Annotated in this window: 21 protein-coding genes; 7 read left to right on the plus strand and 14 right to left on the minus strand. The window is 50.8% G+C overall.

Going from position 1 to position 18,999, the window contains the following annotated elements:
• Nucleotides 1–13 precede the first annotated feature (13 nt).
• Both ABD028_RS04125 and htpX read right to left on the minus strand, forming a co-directional pair.
• The gene (locus ABD028_RS04125) at nt 14–481 is read right to left on the minus strand and encodes a low molecular weight protein-tyrosine-phosphatase (RefSeq protein WP_102796839.1); all 468 of its coding nucleotides are present in this window, start codon (nt 479–481) and stop codon (nt 14–16) included.
• A 68-nt stretch (nt 482–549) separates the two neighbouring features.
• Nucleotides 550–1,422: a protease HtpX gene (gene htpX / locus ABD028_RS04130; RefSeq protein ID WP_343842102.1), complete on the minus strand. Its 873-nt coding sequence runs from the start codon at nt 1,420–1,422 to the stop codon at nt 550–552.
• A gap of 154 nt (nt 1,423–1,576) precedes the next feature.
• Here htpX and pepE point away from each other — a divergent pair, with 154 nt between their 5' ends.
• Together pepE and upp are read left to right on the plus strand one after the other, a co-directional pair.
• Nucleotides 1,577–2,284 (plus strand): dipeptidase PepE, encoded by a 708-nt coding sequence (pepE, locus tag ABD028_RS04135; protein ID WP_343842105.1) that lies wholly within the window; start codon nt 1,577–1,579, stop codon nt 2,282–2,284.
• Entirely contained in the window at nt 2,281–2,907 is a 627-nt protein-coding gene (upp, locus tag ABD028_RS04140) for a uracil phosphoribosyltransferase (RefSeq protein ID WP_343842107.1), read from the plus strand. The genes pepE and upp overlap by 4 nt, the downstream gene beginning before the upstream one ends.
• Before the next feature lie 23 nt (nt 2,908–2,930).
• Here upp and ABD028_RS04145 read toward each other — a convergent pair whose 3' ends face one another.
• From ABD028_RS04145 to bioB, 5 genes are all read right to left on the minus strand, one after another.
• Nucleotides 2,931–3,407, minus strand: coding sequence for a DUF4442 domain-containing protein (locus tag ABD028_RS04145; RefSeq protein ID WP_343842110.1), 477 nt, complete (start codon nt 3,405–3,407; stop codon nt 2,931–2,933).
• Nucleotides 3,408–3,475: 68 nt separating this feature from the next.
• Nucleotides 3,476–4,147 carry a dethiobiotin synthase gene (bioD, locus tag ABD028_RS04150; protein WP_343842113.1) on the minus strand — a complete coding sequence of 224 codons (672 nt, stop codon included), beginning with the start codon at nt 4,145–4,147 and terminating at the stop codon, nt 3,476–3,478.
• Complete coding sequence (locus ABD028_RS04155; protein WP_343842115.1) at nt 4,144–4,902, minus strand: methyltransferase domain-containing protein; 759 nt, start codon at nt 4,900–4,902, stop codon at nt 4,144–4,146. Before ABD028_RS04155 ends, bioD begins: the two co-directional genes overlap by 4 nt.
• A 1-nt stretch (nt 4,903) precedes the next feature.
• Nucleotides 4,904–6,061, minus strand: a complete 1,158-nt coding sequence (locus ABD028_RS04160; protein WP_343842117.1) for an aminotransferase class I/II-fold pyridoxal phosphate-dependent enzyme — start codon at nt 6,059–6,061, stop codon at nt 4,904–4,906.
• A gap of 7 nt (nt 6,062–6,068) precedes the next feature.
• On the minus strand, nt 6,069–7,118 hold the full coding sequence (gene bioB / locus ABD028_RS04165) for a biotin synthase BioB (RefSeq protein WP_102796847.1): 1,050 nt from the start codon (nt 7,116–7,118) through the stop codon (nt 6,069–6,071).
• A 104-nt stretch (nt 7,119–7,222) separates the two neighbouring features.
• Here bioB and bioA point away from each other — a divergent pair, with 104 nt between their 5' ends.
• Entirely contained in the window at nt 7,223–8,488 is a 1,266-nt protein-coding gene (gene bioA / locus ABD028_RS04170; RefSeq protein WP_343842121.1) for an adenosylmethionine--8-amino-7-oxononanoate transaminase, read from the plus strand.
• Here the strand turns inward: bioA and ABD028_RS04175 are convergent.
• Entirely contained in the window at nt 8,485–8,871 is a 387-nt protein-coding gene (locus ABD028_RS04175; protein ID WP_146027174.1) for a hypothetical protein, read from the minus strand. The two genes, bioA and ABD028_RS04175, sit on opposite strands and share 4 nt — an antisense overlap.
• Nucleotides 8,872–9,048: 177 nt before the next feature.
• On the opposite strand from ABD028_RS04175, the gene asnS reads away from it, so the two are divergent.
• Nucleotides 9,049–10,446 carry an asparagine--tRNA ligase gene (gene asnS / locus ABD028_RS04180; protein ID WP_102796850.1) on the plus strand — a complete coding sequence of 466 codons (1,398 nt, stop codon included), beginning with the start codon at nt 9,049–9,051 and terminating at the stop codon, nt 10,444–10,446.
• 52 nt (nt 10,447–10,498) lie between these two features.
• On the opposite strand, the gene ABD028_RS04185 is transcribed toward asnS, so the two are convergent.
• The gene (locus ABD028_RS04185) at nt 10,499–11,053 is read right to left on the minus strand and encodes an NAD(P)H nitroreductase (protein ID WP_343842126.1); all 555 of its coding nucleotides are present in this window, start codon (nt 11,051–11,053) and stop codon (nt 10,499–10,501) included.
• Nucleotides 11,054–11,119: 66 nt separating this feature from the next.
• Between ABD028_RS04185 and ABD028_RS04190 the strand changes: the two genes are divergently transcribed.
• Nucleotides 11,120–11,323 carry a hypothetical protein gene (locus ABD028_RS04190; RefSeq protein ID WP_343842128.1) on the plus strand — a complete coding sequence of 68 codons (204 nt, stop codon included), beginning with the start codon at nt 11,120–11,122 and terminating at the stop codon, nt 11,321–11,323.
• Between the two features lie 13 nt (nt 11,324–11,336).
• Here ABD028_RS04190 and ABD028_RS04195 read toward each other — a convergent pair whose 3' ends face one another.
• On the minus strand, nt 11,337–13,364 hold the full coding sequence (locus ABD028_RS04195; RefSeq protein ID WP_343842131.1) for an oxidoreductase: 2,028 nt from the start codon (nt 13,362–13,364) through the stop codon (nt 11,337–11,339).
• Between the two features lie 198 nt (nt 13,365–13,562).
• Between ABD028_RS04195 and sppA the strand changes: the two genes are divergently transcribed.
• Nucleotides 13,563–15,422, plus strand: a complete 1,860-nt coding sequence (gene sppA / locus ABD028_RS04200; protein WP_343842134.1) for a signal peptide peptidase SppA — start codon at nt 13,563–13,565, stop codon at nt 15,420–15,422.
• A gap of 333 nt (nt 15,423–15,755) precedes the next feature.
• Here the strand turns inward: sppA and ABD028_RS04205 are convergent, their stop codons facing one another.
• The 3 genes from ABD028_RS04205 to ABD028_RS04215 all read right to left on the minus strand — a co-directional run bounded on the left by ABD028_RS04205 (nt 15,756) and on the right by ABD028_RS04215 (nt 17,397).
• Nucleotides 15,756–16,412: a LysE family translocator gene (locus ABD028_RS04205; protein WP_343842137.1), complete on the minus strand. Its 657-nt coding sequence runs from the start codon at nt 16,410–16,412 to the stop codon at nt 15,756–15,758.
• Nucleotides 16,393–16,689 carry a hypothetical protein gene (locus ABD028_RS04210; protein WP_343842140.1) on the minus strand — a complete coding sequence of 99 codons (297 nt, stop codon included), beginning with the start codon at nt 16,687–16,689 and terminating at the stop codon, nt 16,393–16,395. The genes ABD028_RS04205 and ABD028_RS04210 overlap by 20 nt, the downstream gene beginning before the upstream one ends.
• A gap of 150 nt (nt 16,690–16,839) precedes the next feature.
• The gene (locus ABD028_RS04215; RefSeq protein ID WP_102796857.1) at nt 16,840–17,397 is read right to left on the minus strand and encodes a DUF2058 domain-containing protein; all 558 of its coding nucleotides are present in this window, start codon (nt 17,395–17,397) and stop codon (nt 16,840–16,842) included.
• 150 nt (nt 17,398–17,547) lie between these two features.
• On the opposite strand from ABD028_RS04215, the gene ABD028_RS04220 reads away from it, so the two are divergent.
• Nucleotides 17,548–17,943 (plus strand): hypothetical protein, encoded by a 396-nt coding sequence (locus tag ABD028_RS04220; protein WP_343842145.1) that lies wholly within the window; start codon nt 17,548–17,550, stop codon nt 17,941–17,943.
• 31 nt (nt 17,944–17,974) lie between these two features.
• Here the strand turns inward: ABD028_RS04220 and ABD028_RS04225 are convergent, their stop codons facing one another.
• Complete coding sequence (locus tag ABD028_RS04225; protein WP_343842148.1) at nt 17,975–18,949, minus strand: glycerophosphodiester phosphodiesterase family protein; 975 nt, start codon at nt 18,947–18,949, stop codon at nt 17,975–17,977.
• Nucleotides 18,950–18,999 lie beyond the last annotated feature (50 nt).

Below are 18,999 nucleotides of genomic sequence, written 5' to 3' on the forward strand. Positions count from 1 at the left end.
GGTGTTAACAAGGCTAACGTTTCGCTTTGCTTAACAAAACTTCACAGCCTTGCTCAATCAGGTCAAGCACCAGTTCAAAGCCCTGACGGCCACCATAGTATGGATCAGGTACTTCCAGTTCTTCCTGTTCGGTATATTCAAGAAACAATTTTACCTTATGCTGATATTCCGCCGGACAACGTTCCTGCAGGTCACGCAGGTTGTGCTTGTCCATGGCCAGCACCAGGTCAAAACGGGCAAAATCTTCATCCAGTACGGGCCGGGAGCGCTGCCCTTTAAAACTGTAACCGCGTGCCTGTCCAGCCTCGCGCGTACGAGCATCAGGTAAACTGCCTTTGTGATAAGGTGAGGTGCCGGCAGAGTCTATCCGTATATTGCATTGCTGTTGCCGGGCCATGCCCGTCAGCACGGCATGCGCAGTAGGCGAACGACACAAATTGCCAAGACAGACAAAAAGAACGGAGCTGATAGGTGCGTGCATAAAAAATAATGGCCACTTGCGGTGGCCATTAGTCTGTCAGATTTGTATTTTCAGTCAACCGCCAGAACTTAACGTCCTTGTTGAAGCGCCTGAATACGCTTCTCAAGAGGTGGGTGACTCAGAAACAGCTCTGCCATGGCCGATTTACCACGAATACCAAAGGCCATCAGATTACCATCCAGGCGCGATTCCTGACTAAGCTTCAGGCGCTGCAGCGCGGCGATCATTTTATTACGCCCGACCAGGGACGCTGAGCCGGCATCAGCCCTGTATTCACGATAACGGCTAAAGCCCATAACAATAATGCTGGCCAAAATTCCGAAGACAATCTCCAGCACAAACACCACGGCAAAGTAGGCCAGACCGCCCAGTCCTCCGCCACTGTTATTGCTGCGGGTGGCATTATCAATCACATTGGCAATCACCCTGGCCAGGAATATCACAAAGGTATTCAACACCCCTTGCAGCAACGTCATGGTAACCATATCACCATTGGCAATGTGCGCCACTTCATGAGCCAGCACCGCTTCCACTTCATCCTGTTGCATGTTTTCCAGCAAACCGGTTGATACAGCGACCAGCGCGTTGTTGTGGTTAGCCCCTGTGGCAAAGGCATTCATATCCGGTGAATGATAAATAGCCACTTCAGGCATACCAATACCGGACTGTTTTGCCAGTCGACTAATGGTATTCACCAACCACTGCTCTGTATGGGTGGCTGGGCTGTCGATAACATGTGCACCCACTGAGCGTTTGGCAATCCATTTTGACATTAGCAATGAGATAAACGCACCACCAAAGCCAAACACGCTGGCAAACACCAGCAGTCCGCCCATGCCTCGCGGGTCAATATTGAGGAAACTGAACACCAGGTTCATCACTATGCCCAGCACCAGCACAACAGCCAGGTTGGTTGCGACAAACAACAGTACACGTTTCATAAAGTCTCCAGAAAGATTTGATCGCCCTTATTCTGTGGGCATCCCGGACTTTTTCAATCTGCCAAAGTGTGAATATTTATGTCAACTTCCCATGACCTGGCTGGATTGAGCTTTTATACTACCCGCCCCTACCGCACTAAATTAAAAAAAGCCTATGAAACTATTGATGTTAAGTAGCTCAAGGGAAGGTCAGCATGACTATTTGCAGACTGCCCGGGCAACGATCATGTCGCACCTGAACGGCATTCAGGAGCTGTTGTTTGTACCCTTCGCCGGCGTCACGCTGAACTGGGACGACTATGTACAAAAAGTTCAGCAGGCCCTGCCCGATATCAGGGTGCAAGGTATTCATCAATATGCCGATGCTAAGCAGGCTGTGGAACAGGCTAAAGCAATTGCCGTAGGTGGCGGTAATACCTTTAATCTGCTGAATCAACTGTACCGTTTAGAACTGCTTGATGTTATTCGCGACAAAGTAGCCGCTGGTATGCCTTATATTGGCTGGAGCGCAGGCTCAAATATTTGTGGTGACAGCATTCGCACCACCAACGATATGCCCATTATTGAGCCGCCTTCCTTTTCAGCCTTAAAGCTGGTGCCCTTTCAGATTAATCCGCACTATACAGACTACCAACACCCTGGTCACAATGGTGAAACCCGGGGCCAGCGTCTGGCTGAGTTTATGGCACTCAATCCGCAGATGCCGGTTATTGCCATCCGTGAAGGCAGTGCATTAGTGCGATTGGGTGACAAGCTGACCTTGCAAGGTCCGCATCCTGGCATAGTATTCTTAGGCGGTAAGCAACAGGATATTCAGCCTGCAGATGATCTTTCCGCTTTTCTAAGGAGTTCAGACCAATGAAAGTCGTAGAAATACGCCATCCTCTGGTGAAACATAAAATAGGTTTGCTACGGGATGCCGGTATCAGCACCAGGGAATTCCGCACCCTGGCGCGGGAAATAGGCAGTTTATTAACCTATGAAGCCACCGCCGACTTACCCACCGAAAAGACCCGCTTGCAGTGTTGGAGCGGCGATATCGAGATTGACCAAATCCAGGGCAAAAAAGTCACCATAGTGCCAATTCTGCGGGCAGGTCTGGGTATGATGGATGGCGTACTGGAGCTTATTCCAAATGCCAGAATCAGTGTGGTGGGTATCTACCGCAATGAGGAAACCTTACAGCCCGTGCCCTATTTTCAGAAACTGACCGCAGACTTGGACCAACGACTGGCCATTATTGTTGATCCTATGCTGGCCACCGGCGGTTCTATGATTGCCACCATCGACCTTTTAAAACAAAGTGGCTGTAAACACATCAAGGCATTGGTATTGGTAGCTGCGCCCGAGGGGATCGCTGCCCTGGAAAAAGCCCACCCGGATGTTGAATTATACACCGCCGCCATTGATCAGGGCCTGAATGAAAAAGGCTACATATTGCCAGGTTTGGGCGATGCGGGTGACAAGTTGTTTGGTACAAAGTAAGCCTAGAGCCAGTCAGCAGGGCCTTAACGGGCCCTGGCTTTTACCGACAGGGTCAGTTTAAATATTGCCATTGGCTTATCGCCATGCAGGGCCGGGCAAGTCACCAGCACCGACACCGGACGGTTTACCCGTTGGCCACTATTTATCGAGTCATCCAGCATCTCGTCAATAATGGCACCATCCTGACTGGTAAAATGCACCCTGGCCTCTGGCCGCATTAAAAACTCACCTTGTACGTCTTTAAACGCAAAATTGGCATTAATCCCACGCCGTTTTGCTTTTTGAAATACCAGAAAAGCGCCGGCCAGATCAGCGCCAATAGCCAGTGCACCAAAGTACACACTGCCAAGATGATTTTTGGTGCGCCAGGTGTGGGGAATGCTGACCTGCAGTCTGTGTTCATCCATGACTTCAATGCGGGGCGAACAAAATCCGATGAGTGGTATATAGCGCCAGGCAAATACCTTCAGCGCCCAATTAGCCTTAGTCAGTGCTTTCATTGCAGATCATCACAATGTTGTTGATGTTTATGCAGATTAACACTGGTTGGACCACAGGCCAATAGCCACTATATCAGTGGGGTGAGATCCAGATATTGATGGGCCGTTTTAGCTGCGGATAGTCTGGGAATATGGCCTAGCATTGGCGCGTTTAACTGCTGCTCAAGCAAGCTCAGATTTTCTGCCTGATATGGCATATCCACTTCCACTTGATTAGCAACCCAGCCGACCAGTTGTAAGCCGTCGCGTCTGATGGCTTCGGCGGTCAGCAGGGCATGATTTAAACAACCAAGCCGCATTCCCACCACCAGAATCACCTGCATTTGCTGAGCAACCACAAACTCAGATAAGAAGCGCCCCTGCCCCAGCGGCAAGCGCCATCCTCCGGCTCCTTCAACCAGCAGAATGTCTGGATTGAATGACGACAGCCCCACCAAGGCTTGCTCCAACTGTGCGAAGTCAATTGGGGTTCCGGCATGATGCGCTGCAATATGCGGGGCCACAGGTTCCGCAAACGCAACCGGGTTTACCAGTTCATAAGGGACGGCAATAGACGCAGCCTGTTGCAGGGCAACAGCGTCGCTGTTTCTCAGGCCATCGGCAGTATATTCGCAACCTGATGCCACCGGCTTAAACGCCACGGTTTGCAGCCTGCGATCTTTTAGCTGATGTAATATCGCCTGGGAAACAAAGGTTTTGCCTACCTCGGTATCCGTACCCGTGACAAAAAAACGTCTCATTTTTGTATCTCCATAAAAGCCACTTGGTAGCTTACAGGTACAAGCCCTTGTTGTTGATAATTTTCAAAGTATCGTCGTTCAACTGCCTGAATAACTGCTTTGCTCAAAGGACTGCGAGTTGGATTGAGCACCACCCCAGCACCAATATCCTTAATCGAATGTAAGGCATCTCTTAGGCTGGTATGCCAGGTCTGATAAAGCCTGGTTTGTACCTGCCAGGACAGCCCCACCTGCTTTGCAGCCTGCTCCAGCGTCTCCAGACTAAGGAAATGATTAACATGGGCTGGTTGCCCGACCGCCTGCCAGCAGCGGTGCAGCTCCTGTAACGATCCTTGCACCATCATCGCTAACAACCCTTTAGCGCCAGGCTTCATGACTCTTGCCACTTCAGAAAAAGCCTGAGAAATGGGCTGGCACCATTGCAACGCCATGCAGGAAAACACATAGTCAAAGACATTATCGGCAAAGGGGAGATTGTCTGCATCCCCTACCAGAAAGCCAACTTTATTAGGCTGAGTGCGGCTGGCAAACCTTGCCATACCCTCAGCCAAATCCAGTCCAATCACCTGCCCGGACTTGTCTGCCAACAATGCACTGATGCGCCCGGTGCCACTACCAATATCCAATAGCATGCCACTTGTTGGCGTTACCTGGCTAACGGCATCAACACCGATTTGCCACTGCACTTCGGCTAACTGATCGTAGCAATGGGCTGCCTGGCTGAACTGCCGGGCAATCCGTACTTTGGTCTGCATACTACTTATCACCGTTCAGCCCTTGTGCTAACACCTTGACCAATTTGCAAATATCGTCCCTGGAATGAGCGGTCGTCAGGGTTATGCGTAACCTGGCGCTACCCGGTGGTACGGTAGGCGGCCGAATGGCCGTCAACCACAATCCGTTGTTTTTCATTATTTGGCAGAGGGTTAATGTCCGCTCTGCATCCCCCATTAAAACCGGTTGAATTGCCGTATCTGATGCCATCAAAGGAACACCAGCGGACTGACATAAATGACGAAAACAGTGAATATTTTCGCTCAGCTTTTCTCTACGCCATGCCTGCCCTTTAACCAGCTTTAAGCTTTCCAGGGTAATCGCAGCAAGCAGTGGCGACATCGCCGTGCTGTATATGTAGTGACGGGCAAAATTAACCAGATAGTCATGCACAGTAGCCGGAATTGCCAGAAATGCCCCAGATGTACCTATAGCCTTGCCAAAGGTGGCCATCAGCAGCGGCAAGGCATGTTGCGAGATACCTTCGGCGCTGCCTATCCCTTGCGGCCCCAACACGCCAAAGCCATGGGCATCGTCCAGATAACACAGGGCCTGACATGACGCAGCGATGTCACATAAACGGCTTATCGGCGCTTTATCGCCGTCCATGCTAAACACCCCTTCCGTCATTATCAGGGTGTCACCGTCGACTTTTAGTACAAGTTCGCTAAGGTGCTGCATATCATTGTGGCGATAGCGCTGCAAACGCGCTTGGGTCGCCAGGGCACCGTCCAGCATAGAGGCATGGCTGAGCTTATCGGCCAGTATATGACCGCCTTTTGCCATCAAGCTTTGAATCAGGGCCTGATTAGCTGCAAAGCCACTGTTAAATAACAGTACCTTGTCGCGGCCTGTTAAGTCGGCCAGATAATCTTCCAGCCTGGCATGAGCCAAAGAATGCCCGGTCACTAAAGGCGAAGCACCACTACCAGCCGACCAGTCTGATACGCAGCGGGTCGCAATGGCTTTAAGTTCGTCACTGTGAGCCAGCCCCAAATAGTCATTGCTGGAAAAATTCAGATAGCGGCGCCCCGCCACCTCCAGGCAACGACCATCTGCATGCTCAATTAACTGGCGGCGCCGCAGCAGACTATCTTCCTGCCGCCTGGCCAGCTCGGCAGCAATAAATTCAAATGCCATAGCAGCTTCAGAGACTGGCGTCGTAAAACAACTCTTCGCTTTTCTGTGCTTTTACCGCATCCATCAACACTGCTTCATGCGCCTCATCAGAATACTGACGGCCGCGCTCAGTATTAATGCCCAGCTTGCGGAACAACTTCACGTCGGCATGGGTTTCTGGATTAGAGGTAGTCAGGAGTTTGCAGCCGTAAAAGATAGAATTGGCACCAGCCATAAAACACAAGGCTTGCATCTGCTCATTCATGGCTTCTCGACCTGCCGACAAGCGCACATGGCTCTTAGGCATCATGATTCTGGCTACCGCGATAGTGCGGATAAACTCAAACTGGTCCAGGTCTTCCACTTCATCCAGTGGCGTACCTTTGACTTTTACCAACATATTAATCGGTACGCTCTCAGGGTGCTGTGGCAAATTGGCAAGCTGCACCAGCAACCCGGCTCTGTCATTGGCGCTCTCTCCCATACCAACAATTCCGCCCGAACACACATTCATACCAGCGGCCCTGACGTTATCCAGGGTGTTAAGGCGGTCCTGATAGGTTCTGGTGCTGATTATTTCGCCATAGAATTCAGGCGACGTATCCAGATTGTGGTTGTAGTAGTCCAGGCCGGCATCTTTAAGCATCATCGCTTGCTCGCGACTCAGCATACCCAGCGTCATACAGGTTTCCATGCCCAGTTTTTTTACCCCTTTAACCATTTCAATCACATAGGGCATGTCTTTGTCTTTAGGGTTACGCCAGGCTGCTCCCATGCAGAAACGGGTGGAACCCACGGCTTTCGCCTCGCGGGCACGCTGCAAGACCTTCTCCACTTCCATCAGCCGCTCTTTTTCAAGGCCGGTGTCATAGCGGGCACTTTGTGGACAGTATTTGCAGTCCTCCGGGCAGGCCCCGGTTTTGATCGACAACAGAGTACTGACCTGCACTTCATTCGGATTGAAATGTTGTCGATGGGCAACCTGTGCCTGGAACAACAGGTCATTAAAAGGCAAAGCGAATAAATCACGAACTTGTTGAACCGTCCAATCGTGACGGATGGCAGCAGAGGCCTGCATGGGGATTCCTTTACACTGGGATTTTGCTTGAGTAGTCTATGCGCGGCAATTAACTTGTCAACTTAAATACAAAGCCAAAATTTACAACCGGACAAATAATAACCATGAACCTGGATTTTGATCAGCAACATATCTGGCATCCTTATACCTCAGCTGTGTCTCCTTTGCCTTGTTATCCGGTGGAAAAAGCCGATGGTGTGCGGATCTACCTGCAAACAGGTGAAGTTCTGATCGATGCTATGTCCTCATGGTGGGCAGCAGTGCATGGTTACAACCACCCTCACCTGAACCAGGCAGCACACCGCCAGATTGACAAAATGGCACATGTGATGTTCGGTGGCCTGACCCATGAACCCGCCATTAGTCTGTGTCAAACACTGTTAGATATGGTGCCACAAGGTCTGAACCGGGTCTTTCTGGCTGATTCAGGTTCGGTCGCTGTTGAAGTGGCGATGAAAATGGCCCTGCAATATTGGGCCTGTCAGGGCAATCCGGGAAAGCATAAATTCATCAGCCCCCGAAATGGCTACCATGGCGATACCTTTGCTGCCATGTCTGTTTGTGACCCGGTCAATGGCATGCATAGTTTATTCAACGACGTGCTATCCAAACAGATTTTCACCCCTGCCCCACAAACCCGCTTTGGTCAGGTGTGGAATGAAGACGACATTCAGCCATTAAACGAGCTGATGCAGCGTCACCATCATGAGATTGCGGCCCTCATTATCGAACCAATAGTGCAAGGCGCGGGTGGCATGCGTGTTTACCACCCGGAGTACTTAAAACGAGCCCGTCAGTTGTGTGATGAATTCAATGTGCTTCTGATTGCCGACGAAATTGCCACCGGGTTTGGCCGCACGGGTAAACTGTTTGCCTGCGAGCACGCCGGTATCAGCCCGGATATTCTGTGTTTGGGCAAAGCCCTGACCGGAGGTTATATGACGCTGGCAGCAACCTTGTGCAGCGAAGACGTTGCGGTAGGCGTTTGTCAGGGCCAACCCGGTGTGTTTATGCATGGTCCGACCTACATGGGGAATCCATTAGCTTGTGCAGTGGCCAATGCCAGCCTGGAGATACTGCAACAAGGGCACTGGCAAACCCAGGTTAGCCAGATAGAACGGCAACTACGTGCCGAGTTGTTACCTCTGAGCAATTTAAGCGCCGTTGCAGATACCCGTGTACTGGGTGCCATCGGCGTGGTGGAATGTAAAACCGCAGTGGATGTCGCCCGGTTACAACGCAAGTTTGTTAGTCAGGGCGTGTGGATCCGTCCCTTTGGTAAGCTGGTGTATATTATGCCGCCCTATATCATTAATCAGGATGACCTTAGCCAGATCATTCGAGCCATTGCCAGTGCTTTGGCAGATTAATCTGCAAATAACAGCAACCAGCCAAGGCTGAGCAACGACAGCAACGCCAGGATAATCAGATTTAGCCACAGACCGTCCTGGCGTCGTCTGGCACGTCGTTTACGAATAATCAGCGCCACAATACTGAAAAACACCGAGCAGCTCAGTGTCAGTAACAGCCACCCGCTCAGCCCCCTGTGCCAGTCCTGTTCAGATTGCATGCCTAAAGCTTGCATAAAACCGGTTTGCAATTCAGGCCTGGCATAGTGAAACAGCAGCATCGCAACTACAAACAATGCCCAGGCGCTCAGGCTGAGGGCGATAAGCAGCCGGTATAACCGATCATTTTGTGGCGCGGTCTGACGCCGGTTTTGGCCTTGCCATTGACGCTGCTTTGGTGACATAGCGGATTTTTCTTGAGTCTGGCTGTCAGCCAAGTAAGATTACACACCCCGTCCTGCGGACACTAACATTTCGTTGAATTCAGGACGTATTTTCGGCACCTCGTGCCGCGGGCATGCCCCGTTTATTACTGTAGAGCATAAAATCAGATCCGTGCATGGATCGTCTGGAGAGGTCAGATGGCACATACCCCCGTGGTAGAAATTCTCAAAGGTCAGCATCAGGTTGGTGCTGAAGTTGTTGTAAAGGGTTGGGTTCGTACCCGCCGTGATTCAAAAGCCGGCTTGTCATTCATTGCCCTGCATGATGGCAGTTGCTTTGATCCTATTCAGGTCATCGCTCTGAATAACCTTGAGAATTACAATGATGTGCAAAAGCTGACAGCTGGCTGTTCATTGGCCGTTACCGGCACCCTTAAGGCCTCTGAAGGTCAGGGCCAGGCCCTGGAAATTGATGCTTCCAAGGTAGAAGTACTTGGCTGGGTCGAAAACCCGGACTCTTATCCCATGGCCGCCAAACGTCACAGCATAGAGTTTCTGCGTGAGCATGCACATTTGCGCCCACGTACCAATGTGATTGGTGCCGTGGCCCGGGTGCGTAACTGTCTGTCGCAAGCGATACATCGTTTTTTCCATGAGCGTGGCTACTTTTGGGTCAGCACCCCAATCATTACCGCCAGCGATACTGAAGGCGCAGGCGAGATGTTCCGTGTCTCCACTCTGGATATGCTCAACATTCCAAAGAATGATAAAGGCGATGTGGACTTCAGTCAGGACTTCTTTGGCAAAGAGGCGTTTCTGACCGTATCCGGGCAGCTAAACGGTGAAACCTATGCCTGCGCCTTGTCCAATATTTACACCTTCGGCCCCACTTTCCGGGCAGAAAACTCCAATACCAGTCGCCACCTGGCAGAGTTCTGGATGATAGAACCGGAAGTAGCCTTTGCCGACTTAAGTGATATAGCCCAGTTGGCCGAAGACCTGCTGAAGTATGTGTTTAAAGCAGTGCTGGAAGAACGTGCCGACGATATGGCCTTTTTTGCCGATCGCATCAATAAAGATGCCATCAGCCGTCTGGAAAAAGTGATTCATCAGGATTTTGTACGCATGGATTACACCGACGCCATTGAGATCCTGAAAAACTCCGGCAGAAACTTCGAGTTCCCGGTGGATTGGGGAGTAGACCTGTCTTCTGAGCATGAGCGTTACCTGGCTGAAGAACATGTGGGTGCGCCGATCATCATGCAGAACTACCCGAAAGACATTAAGGCCTTCTATATGCGTGCCAACGACGATGGTAAAACCGTTGCCGCAATGGACGTTTTAGCCCCTGGCATCGGTGAGATTATCGGCGGTTCACAACGTGAGGAGCGCCTGGATGTGTTTGATCAGCGTCTGGAAGAAATGGGCCTGAACAAGGAAGATTACAGCTGGTATCGCGATCTGCGCCGTTATGGTTCAGTGCCCCATTCCGGCTTCGGTTTAGGTTTTGAGCGTCTGGTTGCCTATGTGACCGGCATGCAGAACGTTCGTGACGTGATCCCCTTCCCGCGTACACCAGGTAATGCCAACTACTAACCATATGAAACGCGGACCGGCATCTACCGGTCCGCTCTATCCTGCGGTTCGATTAATCACCCCAGAATTCAAAATAATCTGACACATCTTTTGCGGCTCTTGGCAGGGCGTCAGAAAGAGGTGTACCTAAATACAAGAAGCCCACAATTTCATCCTGCTCCTGCAGGTTAAACGCTGCTTTCACCTCATCATTCTGTGCATAGCTGCCGGTCCGCCAAATGCCGTTAAAGCCCTGCGCCAAAGCTGCCATTTGCATAGCATGCACGGCACACGCGGTGGACGCCACCTGTTCCACCCAGGGCACCTTGGGGTTGTCCTGATAGCGGGTGATCGCCACCACCACCATAGGAGCACGCATAGGAAGCTGTGGTGCCCGCTCAACGTCTTTTTGCGACATATCGGCCGCAATGGCTGCCTGTTCGAAGATGTTTCCCAGTTTTACCAGCCCTTGTCCCTGGCAGACAACAAATCGCCAAGGACTAAGATTGGCGTGATCCGGGGCGCGCAGGGCTGAACGCATAATATTACTCAGGGCTTCACCGGCGGGGGCCGGCTCTTGTAATCTGGGCTGGGAACTACGATTTAATAACAACTCTAGTGCTTGCATAACGGTTTAACTCGGTGGATTCTGCCGCTAAATTAGAAAAGGATACGCGAATTTACAAGAGTCCCTATGGTAAAAAAGTCTGCTGCCCAGTCTGAACCGTCAAAAGCTGAGCAAAAAGGCGCGCTGCACAAGCTTTTCAGCCGACAGCAGCCCAAGATTGGTGCAAAACCTGCCACCGGCAGATTGCTAAAGTCTTTTGCTGAAGAGGATTATCGTCGCATTGCCAGACTGATCCAAAAATGGCTGGATGAGTCTGACAAGCACAATTGATGACGATTCAGGCTCAAATAACCGATGCCAGCTCGGCCCCCTGGCGAATGGCACGCTTTGCATCCAGTTCTGCTGCCACATCGGCGCCGCCAATCAGATGCACGGTCATGCCGGCATCCAGTAACCCCTGTTGTAACGCGCGCAGTGGCTCCTGGCCAGCACAGATAATAACATTGTCAACTTCCAGACAGCGCGTCTGGCCGTTAACCTCAATATGCAAACCTTTATCGTCGATTAGCTTGTAATTGACGCCAGGGATCATCTGCACCTGTTTATTCTGTAATGACGCACGATGGATCCAACCTGTAGTCGGCCCTAATCCCTTGCCTACCTTAGTGGTTTTGCGCTGCAGTAAATACACTTCGCGCTGTGGTGCGTGTTGCTCTGGTTGGGTCAGCGCCCCGCGCCCCGCATAGTGTTTGTCTATGCCCCAGCTCTTTAGCCAGTTTTCTGGCTGGGTGGTCAGGGATGGTTGTTCCAACAAAAATTCTGCCACATCGAAACCAATGCCCCCAGCACCAATGATTGCCACTTTCTTACCCACAGGTTTGTGATCTCTGAGCACATCCAGGTAGCTCATGACTTTGCCGTGCTCCAGACCTGGAATAGCCAACTTTCTCGGCACAATGCCCGTTGCCAGCACCACCTGGTCAAAACCTCCCTGACTGAGACTTTGTACCGACTGTTCCTGCTCAAGGTGCACATTGACACCGGCTTTTTTCAGCCGTACATCGAAATAACGTAATGTCTCATGAAACTCTTCCTTACCGGGGATCTGCTTGGCGTAGTTAAACTGCCCGCCAATCTCTCTGCCCTTGTCAAATAAGTGCACTTCGTGCCCTCGCTCAGCCGCATAACAGCTAAAGGCCAGCCCAGCAGGTCCTGCCCCCACGACAGCGAGCTTCTGCTTATGATGGGTCAGCGGAAAATTCAGTTCTGTTTCATAACCGGCGCGGGGATTGACCAGACAAGTGGCACGCTTTTTCTTAAATACATGGTCAAGGCAGGCCTGGTTACAGGCAATACAAGTGTTGATTTCATCTGCACGTTGCTGCTGCGCTTTATTGACAAACTCAGCATCAGCCAAAAAGGGTCTGGCCATCGAGACCATATCAGCATGCCCATCGGCCAATACCCGCTCAGCCACATCCGGTGCATTAATGCGATTGCTGGTGATCAGAGGAACAGATAATTCTTGCTTCATCCGCTGCGTGATCCAGGTGAAAGCCGCACGCGGCACCATAGTACCAATCGTTGGTACCCTGGCCTCATGCCAGCCGATGCCGGTGTTGATAATGGTCACACCAGCCTGTTGCAACTGCTTGCCAAGGCTGACCACTTCCTGCCATTCGCTGCCACCTTCCACCAAATCCAGCATGGACAATCGGAAAATAATAATGAAGGCCTCACCGACCTTGGCCCGCACCGCTTTGACCACTTCCAGGGCAAACCTGGCGCGGTTTTCAAAACTGCCCCCCCATTCGTCTTCGCGTAGATTGGTGCGAGGGCATAGGAATTGGTTTATCAGATAACCTTCCGAACCCATGATTTCTACACCGTCGTAACCGGCCAATTTGGCCATGGCGGCACAATTGGCATAATCCTTAATGGTACTTTTAATGCCCCGGACGGAGAGTTGTCTGGGCTTAAACGGATTAATCGGGGCCTGAACAGCGGATGGCGCCACATTAATGGGATGATAGCCGTAGCGCCCGGTATGCAGAATTTGCATACAAATTTTGCCGCCATGTTGGTGAACGGCATCCGTTATAAGCTGGTGCTTTTTCGCGTGGGACTTACGCGTCATTCTGGAGGCAAAAGGAAACACCCAGCCCTGTCGATTCGGACTGATCCCCCCGGTGACAATCAAACCTACCCCGCCTGCCGCACGCTCGGCATAAAAGGCCGCCAATTTTTCGATACCCTGCTTTTCTTCTTCCAGGCCTAAATGCATAGAGCCCATCAATACGCGATTCTTAAGCTGGGTGAAGCCCAAATCCAGGGGGCTTAGCAAGTGCGGATATAATGCGTGCTTAGTCATGTTCTTCTCAACTGGTCCAATCTGTTTTGAGTCTACCCTAAAATTAACAAAGATTTCACCTGCTATTGGGCGTACAGCTGTTCACCCCAACCAATCAGGCTTTTTTGCCTGTGGTCATAAAAAATTACATTTGCTGTTTCTTGTTAGCGCCGACTTTGGATAGGATATGCACATTATCAATGTAAACTTGCAGTAATTATGGCAGCACAAAAAAGTATGGCCCGAACCCTGTTTGGCGGGATCTGGTCGGTGTTGAACTTCTCCCGTAAGTTGTTCTTCAACCTTATTTTCATTCTGATTGTTGTGGCAATCATTATAGGTATTGCATCAGAGGAAGGAAAAATCGAGGTTCCCAAAGACTCAGCCCTGATCCTGAACCTGAATGGCGAGTTGGTGATAGAAAAGACCGCCGTTGATCCATTTGCCCAGTTTATGCAGGAAGCGTTCGAAGAAAAAGATGAGAATCCTGAAGTCCTGCTGCGTGATGTGCTCTTTACCATCGACAATGCCAAACACGATAAGCGCATTAAAGCCATGGTACTTGACCTGCACGGCTTGCAACATGGCGGACTGGATAAATTACAGCAGATCGGCGATGCCCTGGATAGCTTTAAAGAGAGCGGCAAACCCATCTATGCCATAGGTGATTACTTCAGCCAGGAACAGTATTATCTGGCCGCCCATGCCAACCACCTGTACATGAACCCCATGGGCTGGATGATTCTGGATGGCTATGGCCGTTACCGCCTGTACTTTAAATCCATGCTGGAAAAGCTTAAAGCCACTACTCACGTATTTAGGGTGGGTACCTTCAAGTCCGCCATCGAACCTTTTATCCGCGATGATATGTCAGACGCTGCCAAACAGGCTAACCAGGCCTGGCTGGATGCACTGTGGAGCCAATACAAAGCTGATGTCGCTCAAGCCCGCGGTATGGACGTGAGCAATTTTGACGAAAAACTGGATGACTTCCTGGCCAAGTTCGAACAGGTTGGCGGCGATTTTGCCCAATACGCCCTTGAAAATAAGTGGGTGGATGGGCTGCGTAACCGCGAAGAGATACGTAATGAGCTGGTTGCTGTGGTGGGTGAAGATAAATCAGCGCGTGGATATCGGCATATCGGCTTTAAACAATATCTGCAGGTGATTAACGGCCCTTATCTGCCCATGCCCAAAGACACCAATAACGTTGGTGTGGTGGTGGCCAAGGGAACCATTCTTAACGGCACACAAAAGGCTGGCACCATAGGGGGAGACAGTACTGCAGCACTGTTACGCAAAGCCCGTCTGGACGATAGCGTCAAAGCTGTTGTGCTGTACGTAGACTCTCCCGGGGGCAGTGCTTTTGCCTCGGAAGTGATTCGTCAGGAAGTGGAAAATATCAAAGCCGCAGGCAAGCCTCTGGTTGTGTCCATGAGCACCTATGCAGCATCTGGTGGCTATTGGATCTCCGCCGGTGCTGATGAGATTTGGGCAGCACCCAGTACAATTACTGGCTCTATCGGTATCTTTGGCATGTTTATGACCTATGAAAACAGCCTGGATTACCTGGGAATTCATGCCGATGGTGTGGGTACCACAGAATTTGCTGGTATGAGTGCGGTTCGGGCGCTGGATCCCCGAATCGGTGAGGTCATTCAGCGTAATATTGAACATGGTTATGATCAGTTTATTACCTTGGTGGCGAATGAACGTGACATGGACAAAGGCAAGGTCGACAGTATTGCGCAAGGCCGTGTCTGGATTGGTCAGACCGCCCTTGAGTTAGGGTTGGTGGATAAACTGGGTTATCTGGATGATGCCGTCAGTGCGGCGGCTGAACTGGCCGGATTGGAACAGTACGACACCAAATATGTTGAGCGGGACTTAAGCCCCAAAGAGCAGTTCTGGAATGAGTTCTTTGGTGTTGCCTCCACCTGGTTTGGTGGCGCCCTTAAGAGCCAGAGCGATGGTCAGTTAATGGGGCTGGTGAAACAACTGGTGGCCGAATTTGACACGTTTGCCAAACTCAATGATCCCCGTGGCGCTTACGCACTCTGCCTGCCATGCGAGATATAAGCTGAACGTTATTAAAAAAGCCGACATTTGTCGGCTTTTTTGTCTTCAGCTGTTTGTTTTTTCAAGGTGGATATGATTGCCTAATCTGCTCGAAGCTGCAACGACATGCGTTGATAAGGTATCGGCCCCTTGTAGAAGATGTCCCCAACGGGCTTTAATCCAAAACGTTCGTAAAGCCCTCTGGCAGACTAACTGTGCCTGCATAAAAGCGCCGAGGTGCGTACCCTGTTCATCGTCGTCAATCCGACAATATATCATGGGTTTGTCAGGCCACAGTACCTGGTGGCGAAGAGGTAGGGTCTGTTGCCAGCTTCCAGAATAGAAACATCCATGCTATCTGCCCGAAGCTGCCAGACCAAATCCAAACAGCATAAACAAGCTACCACTCAGGCGATTAACCTTTTTCCCGACAGCAGGGCTGCTAAGCTTTATCCGCGCACGGCTGGCCGCTAGCGCATACAGGCAGTGAATGATCAGCAAGCAGGCACAGAATGTCAGGGTCAGAAGCACAAATTGCCCGGCATAGGGGGCATGAATATCAACAAATTGCGGAAACAACGTCATAAAGAAAAAAATGGCTTTTGGGTTCATCAGACTGATAGACAATCCTTGCAAATATAAACGATGGCGACGGGATTGTTTGAGGGGTTGCTCCAAAGAGTGAAAGCCAGGCGGACTTCGCCACATTTTAATACCCATATAAATCAGGTAAGCGGCGCCGACATATTTCAAAATAGTAAAGGCCAGTGCCGAGGTAGCCAGTATCACCCCAATGCTTGTAGCCGATAAAGCGGATACCAGTAAAATACCACTGGCCACTCCCATTATGCCCCAAACCGCCCTTCTACCGCCGTGTTTCAAACTATTGCTCAGGGTCAGTAAAACGGCCGGGCCCGGTGTAGCAATGGCCGCACACGCCACCAGAATAAAAATCAGATAACTGTCCATACTTCCTACCATCTGAAAAAACTTACGTAATGACCTCAACACCAGGCAACTGCTCGGTCAGCATCTGACGCAGTTTTGGCAAATGTTCTTGGTCGAACATCACTTGCGGCACTTTGGCCTGGCGTTGATTAAAAGGCAATTGCAACAGGCCATTGCCATCAACATTATCCAAAACCAGGCGTTTTATCTTAGCACGGGGAAACACCTCTTCCCCCAGGTACAGATTGTCGGCATCAAAACGCAGCACGTCGAAAGGATTGTTCACCACCAGCCCCATTGGCAGATGATGTTGCTGGCGTGCCCATTGCCATGGCAGCATGGCCAACTGTATCAGAAAGAATGCGTGCCACCACTGTGATGACCAATCAGTCAGGCTGATAAGCCCAGCTGCACCTAGTGGCAAGCTGAGCGACAAGACAACGCATTTTTGCTTCGTGCTTAAGCTATTCCATTTAGCCCGCATTCGGCGTTACCACATCAGATCGTCTGGAATTTCGTATTCAGCGTACCAATCGTCTTCTTCGCTCTTTTCAGCTTGCGCTGGCTCAGCCGTTTTATCTGCGCGGTGCAACACCAGCTCGTCATTACGCTGGGCAATCTTATCCGCTACCGGCGTGGGGACGATCTCGTAGCTTTCGCCCAGTTTAACAATGGCCAGTTTGCCTTGCGTAATGCGTTTGTGGGTCAGTTTATCCACGTATAAGGTTTTGATTTTGGCACCATCGGTGAAATTACAGGCCACATCACCATTATTCTTAGGCTGACGATTGACTTCAATCAGTTGCTTGATTTGCGCAGCAATGGCCTTCTTTTCTGCTTCCAGCTTAAGCTGTTCATTCAGCTCTTTGTCTTTGGCAATTTTGGCCTGACGCGCCTGTTCTGCGGCCACTTTATCTTCGTTGACCATATCCAGTTTGTGCTTCTTCTGCGCTTTAGTTTGCTTGCGTTTTTCCGCATTTACTTTCTGGGCCTTTTGTTTGTCTGCCAGCCCCGCTTTAAGCAGTTGTTCTTGAAGAGAGAGCGCCATGATAGTAATTCCCGCCTGCGATGAAAAATTCAGGGCGACAGTTTACATGGCAATCCGGCTGCTGTCCTCTGTGCAACTGCGACCTATTGCTTCTGCAAGAAACTGCGGTAGGCTAATCGCCCGGCTGTTATTTAATAATCAAGGAAGTCCATGCAAACGCAATCCACCCAACAGGCCTTATGGCTGGCTTTGCATCAACAAGTAGAAAGTTACGAAGGCTGGGCATTGATGATTAAGTTAGCAGCATTTGCTCTGTGTACGCTGGCTATGCTGTACCATCAAACCTGGGTGGCGATGGCAATCTTACCGCTGCTGTGGTTATTGGATGCCATTTACAAAACCTTTCAGGGCAGACTGGAAAAAGAGCTATTGAAAATCGAACAAGCTGATGCCAATGCGACGCCTCAGCTTTATTCCGACTGGCAGCAAAACCGCCCCTCTGCGCTTGGTTTAATTAGCGAGTATCTGCGCGCTGCGCTGCGACCCACGGTTGCTTTTCCTTATCCGCTATTGATCGCTGCTGTACTTATACAGTACTTCCACTAGACACTGGCGGCCGGATAACCGGCCACCTGAATCATTGCCCGGCAGGCAGGCATCGATAGCGAAGAACATCATCAACCTGATCGCTGATAATCCCCTGCACTTTTACCTTATCCATTAATAACGCATAGAGCGCATCGGCGCTTATTATGCCTTTCGGCAGTTTATCCAGCCGCACCGTGTAAGCATTCAGCGTTAAGCCTGCGTCATGGATGTCCTTGGCCAGCTTAGTGGCACCATTGTCGTCCAACAGCATACCTATCTGTACCCCCACACCAGTGGCAAAACCGGCGATAGTTTTAAGTCCGGCCGGTGTCGTCCAGAGGTTGTCAAAATCACTACCGTTGGGATCCCACTTATTGCGCCCCAATAGCACGTTCAGCGGCAAGCGGGTTTGCCCGCGCAACTGTTGCATAAACTCAACATCAAAAGACTGCAACACCATAGGCGCTGCGCTTTGCTGATAGGGTCTGAGCGCATCCAGTAGCGCTTTTCCCATATCCAGCCCCTGACTTTGATACCAACCTGGTTTTTTCAGCTCAATTAACCAGCCCGTACGACGTTTTTGTAGCCGATTCAATTCAGCCAGCATCGCCAGTGCCTCGTCCAGAGTGACCAGCTCAAAGGCTAATTTGGCGTTAAAACGCGAAGGGTAAACCAGCGGCCCGTCAGTGGGTTTTCTACGCTCATGAAATCGCAAACTACGTAGCTCTGCCAGGGTAAAATCCTTAACCCAGAATTTCCCTTCAGCACCGCGTTTATGGGCAAATCGCGCTGCCACATCAGACACCTCATCGAGAATAAGGTCGTGTAAGACCACTGGCTCCCCATCGGCCGACATATTCACATCAAACTCAATCATGTCGGCGCCCAGCGCATGGGCATAAGCCAGTGATGCTTTGCTGTGCTCCGGCAGATAGCCCGGTACGCCGCGATGGGCAATAGCCAGCGGCGCGGCGGCCTGCACCGAAGTGCAAAATAAAAAGCACAGCGTAATAAAATAACGCATTTGTCTGTTCCTTTAAGAAGACGAATTGGGCGGCCAAGGCCGCCACTCAG

This window comes from Bowmanella denitrificans (genome assembly GCF_039522935.1).
Lineage (GTDB): Bacteria > Pseudomonadota > Gammaproteobacteria > Enterobacterales > Alteromonadaceae > Bowmanella > Bowmanella denitrificans.